The following is a 15,363-nucleotide window of genomic DNA, read 5'->3' on the forward strand; positions in this document are numbered from 1 at the left end:
CGAATTACGAATTACGAATTACGAATTAATTAAGTCGAATCAACGCACCTTTAACTGTAATCGTACCGTTGGCTGAAATATCGATATTTCCGGCAGCATCTAATGACATATTACCTGTTGATTTCACTGAAACAGATTTAGCCATATCGTCCATTTTGATTCTATGACCGCCTTTGGTTTCAATCTCTATGCACCTTTGACTGTCATTAAGATATATTTTGTGACCGTATTCAGTTTCTACGCGAATACCTTTTTTGCTAGTTCCTTTATCTTCTTCAATAAACTGTAGAGTATGACCTACACGAGTTTTAATGGTGCGTAATCTTACACCACTTGTAACTGAATCCCTTACCTTTTCTGGTGGTGCATCCTTGCCATTCCATACTCCGCCAATAACGTAGGGACGGTGGATATCGCCATGCTCAAAACCTACTAAAACTTCATCGTTTACCTCTGGTAAACAGTCAAAACCTCTATTTTTACCTGCTCCCACAGCTACAACTCTCGCCCAGTCACTTGTATGTTCTTCTGTGAGCGTGGGAAACTTAACCTTCACCCTACCCCATGCCTCTGGGTCTTTGTTATCAGTGACAATCCCCACTAATAAAGTCTCAGATGGCTGGAGACGTTTTTCTGGAGATAGAGTTGTGAATAAGCTACCAGAACGTAGTCCCCGCACGCTGAAATAAGTTTCATAAACGCGTTGACTGAAGAAATGGCGGGTTTCTGTAACATAATACTTACCACTATAGCGATCGCCCATATCCTGAAGATTAATAACTCGTCCCGGTCGAATCTCAGGATTCCCTTCTGCTTTGGCATCTGCATAAACAAATTCTCCCCCTAGTTCATCACACAAAGCCTGAGCCATCGTATCTGCTTGTTTTTTGCTGGCAACAGGTTTATCTACAACAATCATTTTGGGAGACTTAAGATTAGAAAATGCATTACTACTACTACTTCCTAGCCGATTACCTGTCTCGGTTATTTGCTTTTCTTTCTTGGCGGTTCCACTAATCAATTTTTTTTGGGTATAGTCCCAGGCGCGTACTTCTACAGAACTTATCTGTTCGGCACTGGTAACGCGGGTACTAAATTTATTAATATCAACTAGCCATTTTAATGATAAAGATACCTGAGTTTTTGGTTTGCAAAAATTGAGTTTTTCCTCTGTAATAAATAACTCAAAACCAATGCGGGCAGCCCTTTCTCGCAAAAACTCCATATTGGTTTGATTTTCTTGAAAGACATACTTATGAACTTCACCAGTTGCATCTATATTGCCAGGGTTTATACCTACTTCTTTAACTATTTGCTTGACTATATCGCTATCAGTTTTATTTAAAAAGGAACGATTGTAACGACCTCTGTGCAGACGATGAGAAATATCATAACCGCGAACAATAATATCAGCTTCAGATTTTTCATTGAAGTTAACTTCCATCGCTGTAATTTCGCCTTCAATGAGGAATTCTCCTACCTCCTCTTGAAAGTTATTATCTAGAGTTGTACTAGAAGTAAAACCCAATTTAACTTTTTTCCCAATTTTAAATAAAGGCTCATGTCGCCAAGCTTTGTTTTCTGGTCGGTCAGATGCGGGAATATAGCTGTTATGGATGACTAGCGTAAACATTGCTGGTAAATGAAGGCTTTCTTCGATTGTGATTTGCAACAAATCCTTCATTAATTCAGGAGAAGCTTGTTTTCCATCTATTTGTATTTTAGGTTCGCTTAAATAAAGACTTTTTTTCGCAGGCATAATTATTACTTTATATTTTATGAAATGTTCAGAGCAGCTTTTAATGACAAAATCAATACTAATTTATCACTTTAATTATTTTGTTTTACTCAGTGTTTGTCCCTTTTTATCTCCCGCACGAGCATCACCTGTAGAAGCAGATTTACGTCCTCCAGGAAGGTTATTCTTATCTACTTCTTGCAAGGCTATATCTACCAGTGCCCTTACTGGTGTACCATCACTCAAAAACATATTTAAAGTGTAGGTTAAACTCGTGATTACACAATAAAAATACTCGTTTCCCCATGTAAATATATAAACAGGTGGTCGTTTATCAGTTGCTTTACTGATAGTTTCTACGCCTTTCTTAATTTTGTCTATATATTTCGTCATCACAGACTCTTTTGTTTCATAAGTATCATAAAGTAACTGTTTGAGCGTAAATTTGTAAGGTTCCACGCCAGAAAAGTTTACTTTCGGAAGTAGAGTAGTTCCTCTATTACCATCCTTACTTTCCCATTTAACAGTCCGAGAGAAACTAATATCTGTAGGATTAAACATTAATTCGATATCTGGCGCTTCACCGTTATAAGCTACAAGTTTAGCTTTCTCAAGTTGCGGTTGACGTTTTTGAATAACAATAATTGCTGGACTTGCCATTTGAGTATTTCTCCAAAAATTAATTCTTAAATACAAATTTACCAAGGTAATCTACCAGAGGAACCACCATGTCGTTCTCGCTCAATTTCTATTCGTTGTCGTAATCTGCTATAAACTTCACGAGCTAGAGCTTCAAGATCGGCTGTATCATCTTTCTCATCTTCTTGAGAAAATGAGGATGCGCTCTCTATCGTCTCAGTTACTGGTGCTATTTCTCTAGATATGTCGGGTGGAGTAACTTCTCCCCCATCAGCAAAGCCTCTAGGTGATGGAAGGTGTTTAGCAAAAACTTGTGGTGATTCTGAAACATGAGAAAATTCATAATGGCTATTAGATTCTCCATCATTAAAATTAAAGCTAGTGAATTCATCATCATTTCCATTTAGTAAATCTTCTACACTTGACCATTGAGAAGGTGTATTTGACCATTGGGAAGATGTCTTAGTGGGATAATTTGCTTTGCGGAAAATCAGGGGAGGCGATGAGTATTGGGGTGAGGATTCATCTACATCAATTGTTTCATTGTGAAGGGTATGAATCTCTGGAGAATTGAGAATAGAAAGTTTCTGTTTATTAATATTCAACCCCAAGGAAGAAGGAATTAAAGAATTGGATATCTCAGGAGAATCAGTCTCAGCACTTTTTAGTTGTAATGAAGTGTCTGGAAAAGAATCGACTTTAGTCGGAGTCTCTGGAGAAATTGTTTCTTCTGGTTCTGTGGAATTGGGTGTCTGTAAACTTGGAAGAATAATATCTTGGGGTGTTCCACCCGTGTTGATGTGATGTAGTAAAGGTAGATTCTTCTGTGCATCTCTAGTATTAATCACAAACTCCCCAGGCGTAAGCATTGCAGGTACTGTATCCGAGGCTGCTATCTGCTGGCGATTTTCGACGCGGGAATCTGTTACGTGGCCACCAGTAGCATAACCTTTAGGTGCTGGCAAATTTTCTGCGATCGCATTTTGCTCAACTTGAGGTAGTATGTTTACCTCATTTTCTGGGGAGATGGGATTATCTGAGGTATCAACAAAGGTTAATATTTCAGGATTTTCTTCATTTGTTACCGCAGAGATAAATTCTGATTCTACTATTTGTTCATTATCAATAATTTCCCTAAAAATACTCGCAGTTTCACCAATTTCAGGCGATGTGGCGCTAATTATCGGTGTTTCTCCAATCTCAGGCGATGTCGCGGAAATTGGTGCGATCGCAGTTTCACCAATCTCAGGCGATATGGCGCTAATTATTGGTGTTTCTCCAATCTCTGGCGATGTAGCGGAAAATGGTGTGATCGCTGTTTCATTAATCTCAGGTGATATGGCGCTAATTATTGGTGTTTCAACAATCTCTGGCGATGTGGTGAGAAGTGGTGCGATCGCAGTTTCACCTATCTTAGGCGATGTAGGAGTAATTATTGGTGTTTCTCCAATCTCAGGCGATATAGCAGAAAATGGTGCGATCGCAGTTTCACCAATTTCAAGCGATGTAGGAGTAATTATTGGTGTTTTAACAATCTCAGGTGATGTGGCGCTAATTGGTGCGATCGCAGTTTCACCAATTTCAGGTGATATGGCGCTAATTATTGGTGTTTCACCAATCTCAGGCGATGTAGCGCTAATTGGTGCGATCGCAGTTTCACCTATCTTAGGCGATGTAGGATTAATTGTTGGTGTTTCAGCAATCTCTGGTGATGTGGTGATAAGTGGTGCGATCGCTGTTTCACCTATCTTTGGCGATGTAGGATTAATTATTGGTGTTTCAACAATCTCTGGTGATGTGGTGATAAGTGGTGCGATCGCAGTTCCATCAATTTCAGGCGATGTCGGAGTAATTATTGGTATTTCAGAAATCTCTGGCGATGTGACGGAAAGCGATGCGATCGCAGTTCCACCAATTTCAGATGATGTGACGGAAAGCGGTGCGATCGCAGTTTCACCTATCTCAGGTGATATGGCGCTAATTGTTGGTATTTCAACAATTTCAGGTGGTACTAAAATGGGCTGACTTTCTGTAAACTCGCTATTAGTACTTTTAAGATAGCTGTTACGTTGTAGTGAAGTCAGATTTGCTGAGACATCTGAGACATTAACTACCATAGCAGACTGTGACTCTGAAATTACTAAAGCTTCATTATTATCAGAGTTTCTGAATAAACTAGAGGTGTCTTCAATATCGACTGAAGTAGGTGTTAATTCAACAGGTATACTTGCCAGAGAATCACTTAAAATACTGGAATCAATTTCTTGTTGTATTGTAATAGGATTTTCTGCAACTGAAGATTCCGAATTAGGTACAGCAATATGCTCTACAGTATTTTCATCATTCGCCAAAGGATGAAGCAAAGTAGGTGCATCATCAAGTTTAGATGAGGTTAGTGCTGACAGCAAACCTAGAGAGTTATCAACGACAGCATTATCCAGTTGCAATGTAGGTATTTCTAAATTAGTCTCAATAGACAGAGGCTCATTTGATGTTAATAAACTATTTTCACTACCATTAATATTAACATTTTTTTGAACACTCTTCTTTGCCAAAGATGGTTTGGCTGCTTTCCTAGATTTGGATTTTTTTTCAAGTGGTTTTTGAGATTTATTTGCTTTTTTTGATTGAGATTTACCTTTAATATTTAATTTTTTCGAGGTATCATCACTTGTTTTTCCATCAATTCGATTTGGCAGTATATCTGGGATACTGTTTTTTACTATTTCATCAGTATTAATATGACTATTTTCGAGTATAGATATTGAATCAAAATAATCAGATTCAAATAATGGTAAATCACTATTTATATCTTGATTATCCCAACTATCCCAACCTATTAATGGTTGTATCGATGGTTCATTTTCACGAGATAATAAAAATTTAGAGGATGTAACTAATGGTAGTTTAGTTTGTATTGGGCTAATAAAATTACTTCGTGAATATAGAGAATGAGACTGTTTTCTCAATACCATTCTCTCAGGATTTGATAAAGATGATATTCTCCCAATGGGCTGAATATTGTTTCCTAGTGGAGATTGAATAATTTGCATAGTTATCGTTTATAAATAGCCAATTAGCTAGAAACGAAATATCCACTTTTTTGATTCCGTTGTACAGAAGTGCCTCCTCCTGTAGACCTTGCAACTTGTAAGCCTTCATAAGCTAAAGTTAATTCTTCAATAGCAACTGCCTTACCATCTGCTTGGAGTGCAGGTGTTTTCCAAGTTATAGGAATAGCACCAATCAAAGTCCAACTCATCATTGTTTCACCGGCTTGATTGAAAATCAGAATATTGACATTGCGTCGAGATGTTTTCTTTTGTTCATCAAAAACTGCATTCATCCAGTTCCAAAAACCTGGATGATCGGTAAATCCTCGTTTAAGAGTTATATCTGCAAATTCTGTATGACCTAAATAAATTCTTTGCTGGTCGTTAACACCACCTTCTTGAAAAACATTTTTCTTAATTTGAATACTTAATCCTGAACATTCAGAAAAAGAGGCAGCAATAGAACTGTCTATTTCTACGTAGAAACGATTAGTAGTGACATAATTTAATTCATGAGTAATGTTGCCATTATTAGCGCCTGTAGCCATCACAACCACCTTTGGGAATTATAATTACCTAGCCTTTCGCGCTGCGATCGCAAATCTTCTAGCAAAAGTTTATACACGTGTTCTGTCAGCTGGTTCATCAGCCGTGAGTCGTTGAGATATTTACTTGCCGTTTTAGCCGCGTTGCTTGCATCAGATGCCGCCGAAACCCCAGCGTAGCCAGCAGTACCGCCAACATCTCCATCGAAGGTGAAAAAATTTTGTTGCTGTTTTGAGTCCATAAATAAAAAAACTCTCCCTAAATCCAGGCTAAAGGTAGTGCATCAGAATCAAAAGTAGCCAAAAGTCGAACTTAGTTTTTGCCTGGATTTCAACTTTGGGTGAATTGTGTTACAAGTGCGATCGCAGTACTCTAGATGTTAGTAACAGCAAAATATTCACCCAGCTACTACTTGGGCATCTGGAGAAGAAAATGAGAGAACACGTCAGCCGGCAGAAAAAAACTACTACAGGCTTCTCAATTCCATCTCTGAAACACCCGACACGTGGCTTTGGTTTGGAGTCGTCGACAATTTCACGCCAAGCGGTTCCTAAAATACAACCACTTGATAAACCAGTTACTCACGATATCAGTCGCATACCACTGCGATCACAGGCAAAACTCTCAATTAGCCAGCCTGGAGACATTTACGAACAGGAAGCTGATAGCGTCGCACAGCAGGTAATGCAAAGAATGGCAGAACCTGTAAATCGTCAGTCTATCCAACAAGAAGCATTACCAGAGGATGAGGAAGAATTACAGATGAAACCTCTGGACATTAGCACACTGCAACTAGAAGCATTTCCAGAGGATGAGGAAGAATTACAGATGAAGCCAATGGTGCAGCCTCAGGTTGATACTGGGATGGATGCAGCGCCAGACATAGAAGCATCCATTAACCAAGCAAGGGGTAGTGGAGTGGCGATCGCAGACAACATCCGCGAACCGATGGAGATGGCATTTGGCGCAGATTTCAGCCGAGTGAAGGTTCACACGGATGGTCAATCAGACCAGTTGAATCGGTCAATTCAGGCGCGTGCTTTCACCACGGGACAAGATGTGTTCTTTCGGCAGGGAGAATATAATCCTGGGAGTCGGGACGGACAGCAGTTATTGGCACATGAGTTGACTCACGTTGTGCAGCAGAATGGTGATATACAGAGGTATTCATCACATGAGCAATCCTCATTGCAAAGAGAACTCAACATTACATCATATTTAGTTCAAAAGACACCGATTGGTGGGCCTCAACACAATTACACAGCAAATAACAGCAGTAACACATTCATCTCGGATCATCTCGCACAGACCGAGGCACAAGCAGAAACTGCAACATTAAATCGAGCAAACAATGGGCGTGGGACAACTAACACGGTATTAATGGAGACAGATGCTAATGTTAAGGCTTTAGTGCTAGGAGCAGACTACGACGCAGCAGAATTACTGGGTGGGCCAATATGGAAAGTGCCAATTAATTGCAATTACATAATCATCAGGGCAGCTCACGGAGCCAATAACAATATTATTCGGGAAAGAGGATCTGTACAAAATGGCAGGGTATGGGTGAAAGTCTATTTTAATGAGCAAGGGCGTACCGTTAGCATAACAGGGGTATGGGGACAATAGTGGATTGTAGGTAATTAGTGCGACCCAATACTATAGAGTTTTTGTAAATTTAGACTTTCGACAAATTTTGTTGTGAGTGCGATCGCTGTATCCTAAGTATGTGAATCAGCAAATATCCACAGACTGATCAGCCATCAGGAGAAGTAAATGAGAGAACGTGTAAGCCAGCCCAAAAAAGCTACCACTACTTCCTCTTCAATACCATCTCTCAAACACCCGATACGCGGCTTTGGTTTAGATTCCTCAGAAGCTTCATTGCAATCAGTTCCATTAGTACAACCCCTCAATAAACCCCTTGGACATGACATTAGTCGAATACCACTGCGTCGCCCTCAAGCAAAACTCACTGTTAATCACCCAGGAGATATATACGAGCAGGAAGCCGATAAAGTAGCACAGCAGGTGATGCAGAGAATGAGTCAGCCTGGAAATAAACAGTCTGTGCAACCGGAAGCATCGCTAGAGGAAGAAGATGAACTCGCTCAGATGAAGCCAACGTTACAGCGTCAGTCCGATGCTGGAATGGCTGCTATGCCAGATATGGAAGCTTCTATTAACCACTCAAGGACACGGTATCGCGAGAAATTAGTGGGTGTAACAGAGACAGGAAGTTTGGAGTTTCTGTCTGCGAAGTTCAATTCCACAGTTTTACAACGAGTTGAAGAGGATAAAAGCACTAAACAGGACAACTACTATCAGGAATTTTACTCCAATCAACCGAAAAAACGACGTTTAGACCCAATAACAAAAGATAAGTATAAAAAAGCTAAAACGGCGACTAAAACAGAGGAGCCTGGGTATACAGGTTTCAAATTGGAAAATAATGAGGATGCAAATAAGTGGGCTATAAATAAAAATATTCTCAAATTGAGCGACGATGGTAAATCTTTAACCGCTATTCGAGGATTTAAGTTACCAGTAAGCTGCATCGAATCAGCTGAACATATTGTTCATCATGGAAACAACAACATTCCAGATTGGAAGCCTGACACTGAACCTCCAGAAAAATCCGTGGAACTCCATTTCCATAATCAAAGTAAAGGCAAGAACGAAAAGGCATTCAATATCAGTAAGGATGAAATCAGTGGCAAGCTTTCTAATCAGGGCTACACAGATTACGATTTTAACGCTATGCCATTACAACTCAATCAAGGGTTGCTCGTTGCACACAAAAATAAAGCAGAACTATTCCATGCAGTAGCAGTGGTGGGAATACATCAAGATTCAGGACAATTGATTGTGGTAGAACGAAATGCAGGTACAACGTCTGGAGCCACTAACTATATAGATGCAAACTGGGTATTAAATACTTATAAAAATGCAGTAGATTTTAAACAAAGTATGGAAAATCCGGACTTCATTATTGGAAAGTTGGTAGTCGGATGATCTGCCAGATAATAATTAACCAGTTATTTATCCTCAATAACATAGAGCGATCGCCTGATATTTTAGCGAACATTGTGTGAAAATGTACTGACAGATATAAACTCACACATCGAAGGTTGTTTCAAGCTTTGGGTGAATTGCTTCATGAGCACGTAGGTGTACCCTGTCGGAGGCATCCCTTAACATTTGGTTAACAATCTCACGCAAGTCAATGAACTCAGACGCAGCCATTCTCATCAGCATCTCCAAGTCAGTTGTAAGCTAAATTTACGCATCTCAAAACATTGTCTTTTCTATCTTTAATTAGATGAAAGAATTGGCAAGTTTTGCTTATATTCTAGTGATAAGCGAGATTTTTGCTGCAATTCTAAGCTCAAAATACAGACAATCAACCATACTAAACCTGCCCCGTAGCCAGCTGTGACATCAGTTAGCCAATGTACTCCAAGATAAAGCCGACTGAAACCAATTGCAGCAATTAAGACAACAGTTAAGGCATAAATCTGCAAGCGCCATTGAGGAAACTGCTTTGCTAGAATATAGGCGGTGAAACCGTAAATCACTATTGAAACCATTGCATGACCACTAGGGAAACTGTGTTGACCGACATTAATAATATGTTTCCACAGCGCTGGACGCGCTCTACCAAATAATAATTTCATCAAACAATTTAGCAAGATTGCACCGACTCCAGCAATGCCCAAGATAGTTGTTTCCCGGTGACGATTGTAATATAAAGGACTAATTGCCAGTCCTAAAGAAGATATCAGCATTACTACTGGATCGCCAAGAAAAGTGATACTAAGCATGATGCGATCGCGCAGTGGTGTATGCAGCTTTTGAATCAATAGCAAAATGGCTTCGTCAAGATTATATGCATACAACAGTCCGGTAGCGCCTACAAGGGCGCAAACAGCCCCCAATACCGGAATAAATTGACTATTTGTTTCAGATATTTGAGACAGTACGGCTGAATCAAATATGTTTCGATTATTTCCCCTAACCAAAGCAACATTTTCTTTAGCAGCAGATGATTTTGGAACCTTGACTGATTGGCTTTCTATGGAAGAACCAAGTAATTTACCGCCTTTTTTCCAATAATCTAAGACAATTTCTTCAATAAGCTGCGCGATGGTCGTTCGTGTAGCATCTCGAAGAGAAGACGCGCCTTGTCCTGCCGGACACGCTTCGCGAACGGCGATCGCATTTAAACTCTTTTCTGGAGAAAAAATAACAAGGACATTTCCTGTGTAACTATTGGCACGAGCTTGGAAGATTATTTCCTGCTCTAATAATCTTGACTCAAGATATCTTTTAAGAGTTTCTGAATGATAAAGTCCATTTACCTTATATCTAGCTCTTCCTTTAACAGCAGTATGTATTGCTTGAACGCAGTGATTTTCATTAGGAAGTTTATTGAAATGAACTGTACCCATCTTTTTATTTGATTGATAATAGGAATATTTAGGCTAGGAACTACTAGAGAAGAGGGATTTTCATGCATTCTGGAGAAGCGTAGTTTTTCCAAGGCTACTTACTCTTAACCATAAATAATATTAATTATCACTGTACTGGCAGCTACACAACTTTTTCGCTGGCAGGTTGCAGTTGTAAAGCCTGGGAGTTCACCCCACCATTACCCCGCGATCGCCATTGCTTATTGGGCAAGATAAACATGGTGGCAGATTTCAATCTCTTAATTATGCTTCTTGAGGTAGAAAGTATTCGTTCCCAAACATCTGTTCTAAACCTTCGATACACAATAACATTCCGTGCTTGGTTGATTTTACGTGTACTATCAATTAAGTTGATTAGAGCATCAAACATAGCTCCCACAATTGATTTTGACGCTACCTCTTTTGGCACAACCGCATCTTGGGCGTTTTGAATTAGGTGAACTAGACGCTCACGCATTTGATTATCTGAAATTGCACGTACTTGATAATTGATGACGATGGATGCAGCTTGTGGGTTAGCGCGGACATTTGTAACTCTAGTGTCAGATTCTATCATTAATTTGAGATTATTAGCATATTCAGGATCTCTGGCTAACAGAGGAATACGAAAACGAATGCGTCCAGGAATTGCATGGACAATGCTATAGAATATCTTTTGAGATGGTGCTGTTTTATTAGCTACACTTTTAGCTACATTTTTCGGTGAAAAATGCTGATTAACATTAGCATTATTTTTAGAATTTGACCGTTTTCTAGAAGTCATAGGATTGATTTTTAATTTCAAAAAATAACAACCTGAACAGAGGCTTATAAACTTATCTATTGGTGTTATGAGAATTGACTTTAGTTTAGTAATACCTATTCTTGGGAATAAAAAAATCTATCCCAGTAGTGAATCTAGCTGCCGATGCCATTAAGTTAATTTATTTTACACTTATTTAAGTATATATTTGTATAAAACCGTAAACTTTTTAACTTTTATAAGTTAGGTTACTATACTCCCAAGTAGTAAGATCAAGAATATCTATGAATTGACTCGATAGGAGGATTGCCTTGATTTCATCCAAAGGTTGCTTATTTAGTTTCTAGGTATGTGTTTATGCAGCAAGGGTTAACGTTACTAATTCAACTGGTACTAGAGTTCGCACCTATTGTTGTAGAGTTAGTACAAAAGAGAAGTCAAGACAGTTTGGCTCTGAGTAAATATAAACCGATTGAAGCAATTCCCGAATTACTCAAAATTCTAAATACTGCAAATCCAAAAAGCAGTGATGTTGAAGACTTTGAACAAGAAAGAATTCTTCAACAGCAATTAGTAGCTGATAATCACGAAATGCGATTAAGAATAGCCGCGCAAGAGCGAGAAACAGCACTCAAGTTGCCGGAAGTCAATAAAATTCTTGATAGCTGGCCTTTAAGATTATACCCTTCACAAATTTTAGAACATACTAATTATGGGCGCACTCCACTAAAAGTTTTTATCGCTTCTCCTAAAATATATTTTGACCAATTTGATAATAATAGAGATGAAATAATTTCTCAAATTGAGTTAACGTTGGCTGAAGGATTACGAGATTTTCTCAACAAGCATTACTCTTTACATAATCAAGTTAGACCAACAGAGTTGTTAGCAGGAGCTTGGGATAGTAAACGTTTTCACAGCGAATCAAGTATTAAGGCTCTGTTTTGTATGTTGAAAACAGAGCCTATTTTAATTTTGGAATCAGAAAATGATGGAGATTATTTAAATTTTCGGATTGCCTACTGGGGTTTGGGACAAAGTAATTATTATTATAAAACAATTGCTCGTTTACCTTATAGAGAAATTCTGGAAGAATCTGCTAAAAAACGGGCGTTAGAATGGAAAAAAATTAGAGACGAACTCATTGCATTGGGAGAAGACTTAGAGGAAATTAATCATATTGGAAAAGAGAATGTTGTTAATTTGGCAATTTTAGAAAAGGTAGAAAAATGGAGTGAAAAAGGAATTGATATTAGTAAGTTATCCTTACAATATCAAGTCAATCGTCAGGATTTTGAAAAACTTTGTCAGGTTTTGATTACCTATCACTGTTTGGTTGCAGCTTGGGTAGCGGATGCTTACCACTTGGTTGATCATAGTGTACCTCCACTATTACCAGAGTTGGTGCCGAGTTTGCTGTCAGATAGTATTGATTTACAATCAATACAGGTTATCGCTTCAGGTTACAAACAACTTTACCAAGCTCTGGAAAATGAGCGTTCTTACTGGATTCCAGAATTGGCTTTGCAATTAGCCCAGAGTCTATCACATTTAAGCTATGCCTATGGCGGTAAACTAAGCACTTGGGCAAACGAACAGCTCAATTATTCTGTGAATACATGGTTACAACTACGCCAAATATCAGTACAGGATTCTACTAACCCGCTTCAGGCAATGCAATCAGCCGTCAGCATTAAAGATGAAGAATATATCAAAAAGCTAAGAGAATATTTTGTCGCAGTGGGTGATAGTCAAAGTATTGCTGATGTTGAGGAAATTTTAAATTGCGTCGCCAACCTCAAACACCAAGTTAAACTAGAACATACCATCCTTAGCCACACCCTAACTGGACATTCTGAAAAAGTGACATCTGTTGTTATTAGTCCTGATGGTGAGACTTTAGTTAGTGGGTGTGCAGATAAAACCATTAAAGTATGGAATATTAATACTGGTAAACTTATCCGCACCACAGAAGATTTAGGCGAAATTTCATCTGTTGCTATTAGTCCTGATGGACATTTTCTTGCAGTTGGTAGTTCCCAACATCCCAAAAGTAATGTTAGGGTATTAAATACTAATTCTGGCAAACTAATCCACACTCTGTTAGGACATCAAAAACCAGTTAACTGCATCGCAATCAGTCCTGACGGACAAATTCTTGCCAGTGGTAGTAATAAAATCAAAATTTGGAATTTGCATAAAGGTGATGCCTACGGCGGGCTATGCCAACGCATTTGTACTCTTTGGCATTCATCGCCAGTTAATGCTGCTGCTATAAGTCCCGATGGTGCAATTCTTGCTAGTGCTAGTAGTGATAATAAAATTAGGCTATGGAACCCACGCACAGGTGATCCATTACGCACTATTAACGGACATTCAGGTGAGGTGAAATCAGTAATCATTAGTCCTGATGGAGAAATTCTCTTTAGCGGTAGCGCAGATAAAACCATTAAAATTTGGCATCTAGCTACGGGTAAAGTACTGTACACCTTGACTGGACATTTAGAAGAGGTTAGATCATTAGCTGTTAGTCATAATGGCGAAATTCTCTTTAGCGGTAGCGCAGACAAAACTATCAAAATTTGGCATTTGCAAACTAGAGAGTTACTACAAACTCTAACAGAACACTCAGGGGCAATCAACTCTATTGCTATTAGCTGCAATGGTCAATTTCTTGCTAGTGGAAGTTCTGATAAAACCATCAAAATTTGGCGGTTCAATTAAATAAGAATTCAGAAGTCAGAATCACTCTTCTGGGGAATTTAGATCCACTATTCAATTGTTGTAACATCAAATTTTCTTGGTTTGTAGGAGATTTAAGCCTATTTATTCAGACGTTCGCGCTATCCAAATGTCGCACCAAATTCAATTCTGAATTCTGACTCCTGACTCCTGAATTCTTTCTTTTAAGCTTTTTTACTGCTTTGGTTACTCGTTTGTTGATTTTTGTTGGCTAGTTCCGTGCAATTTAATAAAGCTATCAAAAGCATACCATGCTAAAACATACCAGGGAATAACTTCTAACTGCAACCCCTTATTAAGTAATTGCCGTAACGACAAAGAAGCTAATCCCAAAGGGAAAAGAATCCGTAAATCAAAAGCACCATGTGTTGACTGTTTCACGCGCTGGTTTAAGTCAACTACCGCAGATGATATTCCGGCTGCTGCTTCGGTGTTACCTTCGGTAACATCTGCAAAAATTATGCCTAAATCTTTAAGTGTTGCTAGCACATCTTCCAGACTGCCATCATTACCATCGTGATTGATCGCAATACTGCCATGAGAAACATTTGTCTTAACTCGATTAATGTGTGGATTTGCTAATAAAGCATTAGCAAGGCGTTGCATTTTTTCTGGTTGACGATGGGAATGCGCTATTCTCAACCGCAATCTACCCGGAGTTGAACTTACAACTTTTGTAGATATCGGTTTTGGTGGTGTTTTAAAGCTTGCTTTATTTATAAGTTCTGGCATTTTGTTGTCAGTTTTATAACCATTTTTTAGCATATAACCGCCTTTTAACTTGGATTATTATAGGAATTTTCTTGTTGTAAAAGTCCTTGTTATATAGCAGTCTTAAATCATTTTTAAAAATAAATTAACCGCAGAAAACGCAGAGAGGAATCAAAGATTTTCATGACTTAATTTAGGATTGCTATATAGCAGTTATAAATGAGTTATGAAATTTTATATTTTTGTAGGGTAAGTTAGGTTAAACACCGTAACGCACCCTACTAATTTGAGATTTTGGTAATTTAAATTCCCATATCGGGAACAATTTTACCTGCTGATATGCAAATGAAATTAAGCACCATTTTCTGGAACACTATCCACATTGGTAGCAGTAGCTTCAAAGGCTGGTGTTTGTTTTTCCTCAGCAAGTTCTGCTCTAGCTTCGGCTACCATGTCTTCCCAGGTTTCTCCCATTTCGGCAATGGTTCCCTTGCTTCTTTCATAAAGACCAATTCCGCCTTTGATGACTGATTTAACTAAGGGTTTGCCAACTCCAGCGACAATGGGCAACAAAACAGGTGCTAAGAGTACTGCACCAATTCCGGCTATAATACCGGGAGCGCCTGCATCTTCAACAAAATCACTAATTTTAGGTGCCATTTTGAATTTCCTCCTATTAATTAAAAGTTTGGGAAGCTTTCTAAATTACTCTTGTCGGCATAG

At 38.7% G+C, this 15,363-nt stretch carries 12 protein-coding genes; 3 read left to right on the forward strand and 9 right to left on the reverse strand.

The window, feature by feature from the left end; translation table 11 throughout:
• Window positions 1-25 precede the first annotated feature (25 nt).
• From RMX98_RS28005 to RMX98_RS28025, 5 genes are all read right to left on the reverse strand, one after another.
• Window positions 26-1,759 (reverse strand): VgrG-related protein, encoded by a 1,734-nt coding sequence (locus RMX98_RS28005; protein ID WP_322677838.1) that lies wholly within the window; start codon window positions 1,757-1,759, stop codon window positions 26-28.
• 75 nt (window positions 1,760-1,834) lie between these two features.
• Window positions 1,835-2,398 carry a hypothetical protein gene (locus RMX98_RS28010; RefSeq protein WP_322677837.1) on the reverse strand — a complete coding sequence of 188 codons (564 nt, stop codon included), beginning with the start codon at window positions 2,396-2,398 and terminating at the stop codon, window positions 1,835-1,837.
• A 38-nt stretch (window positions 2,399-2,436) separates the two neighbouring features.
• Window positions 2,437-5,430, reverse strand: a complete 2,994-nt coding sequence (locus RMX98_RS28015) for a hypothetical protein (RefSeq protein WP_409881578.1) — start codon at window positions 5,428-5,430, stop codon at window positions 2,437-2,439.
• Between the two features lie 23 nt (window positions 5,431-5,453).
• Window positions 5,454-5,978 carry a phage tail protein gene (locus RMX98_RS28020; RefSeq protein ID WP_322675738.1) on the reverse strand — a complete coding sequence of 175 codons (525 nt, stop codon included), beginning with the start codon at window positions 5,976-5,978 and terminating at the stop codon, window positions 5,454-5,456.
• Window positions 5,978-6,217 carry a hypothetical protein gene (locus tag RMX98_RS28025; protein ID WP_322675737.1) on the reverse strand — a complete coding sequence of 80 codons (240 nt, stop codon included), beginning with the start codon at window positions 6,215-6,217 and terminating at the stop codon, window positions 5,978-5,980. Before RMX98_RS28025 ends, RMX98_RS28020 begins: the two co-directional genes overlap by 1 nt.
• Window positions 6,218-6,312: 95 nt before the next feature.
• Here RMX98_RS28025 and RMX98_RS28030 point away from each other — a divergent pair, with 95 nt between their 5' ends.
• Both RMX98_RS28030 and RMX98_RS28035 read left to right on the forward strand, forming a co-directional pair.
• Window positions 6,313-7,602, forward strand: a complete 1,290-nt coding sequence (locus tag RMX98_RS28030) for a DUF4157 domain-containing protein (protein ID WP_409881917.1) — start codon at window positions 6,313-6,315, stop codon at window positions 7,600-7,602.
• Window positions 7,603-7,749: 147 nt separating this feature from the next.
• The gene (locus RMX98_RS28035; RefSeq protein WP_322675735.1) at window positions 7,750-8,988 is read left to right on the forward strand and encodes a hypothetical protein; all 1,239 of its coding nucleotides are present in this window, start codon (window positions 7,750-7,752) and stop codon (window positions 8,986-8,988) included.
• A gap of 299 nt (window positions 8,989-9,287) precedes the next feature.
• On the opposite strand, the gene RMX98_RS28040 is transcribed toward RMX98_RS28035, so the two are convergent.
• Window positions 9,288-10,424 carry a phosphatase PAP2 family protein gene (locus RMX98_RS28040; protein WP_322675734.1) on the reverse strand — a complete coding sequence of 379 codons (1,137 nt, stop codon included), beginning with the start codon at window positions 10,422-10,424 and terminating at the stop codon, window positions 9,288-9,290.
• Between the two features lie 142 nt (window positions 10,425-10,566).
• On the reverse strand, window positions 10,567-11,208 hold the full coding sequence (locus tag RMX98_RS28045) for an HMA2 domain-containing protein (protein WP_322675733.1): 642 nt from the start codon (window positions 11,206-11,208) through the stop codon (window positions 10,567-10,569).
• Window positions 11,209-11,544: 336 nt separating this feature from the next.
• Between RMX98_RS28045 and RMX98_RS28050 the strand changes: the two genes are divergently transcribed.
• A complete protein-coding gene (locus RMX98_RS28050; RefSeq protein WP_322675732.1) occupies window positions 11,545-13,911 on the forward strand; it encodes a WD40 repeat domain-containing protein in 2,367 nt (788 codons plus the stop codon).
• A 204-nt stretch (window positions 13,912-14,115) separates the two neighbouring features.
• Here the strand turns inward: RMX98_RS28050 and RMX98_RS28055 are convergent, their stop codons facing one another.
• Together RMX98_RS28055 and RMX98_RS28060 are read right to left on the reverse strand one after the other, a co-directional pair.
• Window positions 14,116-14,694 carry an HMA2 domain-containing protein gene (locus RMX98_RS28055; RefSeq protein ID WP_322675731.1) on the reverse strand — a complete coding sequence of 193 codons (579 nt, stop codon included), beginning with the start codon at window positions 14,692-14,694 and terminating at the stop codon, window positions 14,116-14,118.
• Between the two features lie 297 nt (window positions 14,695-14,991).
• Window positions 14,992-15,300 carry a DUF5132 domain-containing protein gene (locus tag RMX98_RS28060; protein WP_322675730.1) on the reverse strand — a complete coding sequence of 103 codons (309 nt, stop codon included), beginning with the start codon at window positions 15,298-15,300 and terminating at the stop codon, window positions 14,992-14,994.
• Window positions 15,301-15,363: the final 63 nt, after the last annotated feature.

This window comes from Nostoc sp. DedQUE02 (genome assembly GCF_034531035.1).
Lineage (GTDB): Bacteria > Cyanobacteriota > Cyanobacteriia > Cyanobacteriales > Nostocaceae > Nostoc.

Excerpts from the sequence above, each read along its gene's own strand:
- RMX98_RS28040 (WP_322675734.1), bottom strand. The coding sequence starts at position 10,424 with ATGGGTACAGTTCATTTCAATAAACTTCCTAATGAAAATCACTGCGTT.
- RMX98_RS28020 (WP_322675738.1), bottom strand. The coding sequence starts at position 5,978 with ATGGCTACAGGCGCTAATAATGGCAACATTACTCATGAATTAAATTAT.
- RMX98_RS28005 (WP_322677838.1), bottom strand. The coding sequence starts at position 1,759 with ATGCCTGCGAAAAAAAGTCTTTATTTAAGCGAACCTAAAATACAAATA.
- RMX98_RS28015 (WP_409881578.1), bottom strand. The coding sequence starts at position 5,430 with ATGCAAATTATTCAATCTCCACTAGGAAACAATATTCAGCCCATTGGG.
- RMX98_RS28055 (WP_322675731.1), bottom strand. The coding sequence starts at position 14,694 with ATGCTAAAAAATGGTTATAAAACTGACAACAAAATGCCAGAACTTATA.
- RMX98_RS28010 (WP_322677837.1), bottom strand. The coding sequence starts at position 2,398 with ATGGCAAGTCCAGCAATTATTGTTATTCAAAAACGTCAACCGCAACTT.
- RMX98_RS28050 (WP_322675732.1), top strand. The coding sequence starts at position 11,545 with ATGCAGCAAGGGTTAACGTTACTAATTCAACTGGTACTAGAGTTCGCA.
- RMX98_RS28045 (WP_322675733.1), bottom strand. The coding sequence starts at position 11,208 with ATGACTTCTAGAAAACGGTCAAATTCTAAAAATAATGCTAATGTTAAT.
- RMX98_RS28025 (WP_322675737.1), bottom strand. The coding sequence starts at position 6,217 with ATGGACTCAAAACAGCAACAAAATTTTTTCACCTTCGATGGAGATGTT.
- RMX98_RS28035 (WP_322675735.1), top strand. The coding sequence starts at position 7,750 with ATGAGAGAACGTGTAAGCCAGCCCAAAAAAGCTACCACTACTTCCTCT.
- RMX98_RS28060 (WP_322675730.1), bottom strand. The coding sequence starts at position 15,300 with ATGGCACCTAAAATTAGTGATTTTGTTGAAGATGCAGGCGCTCCCGGT.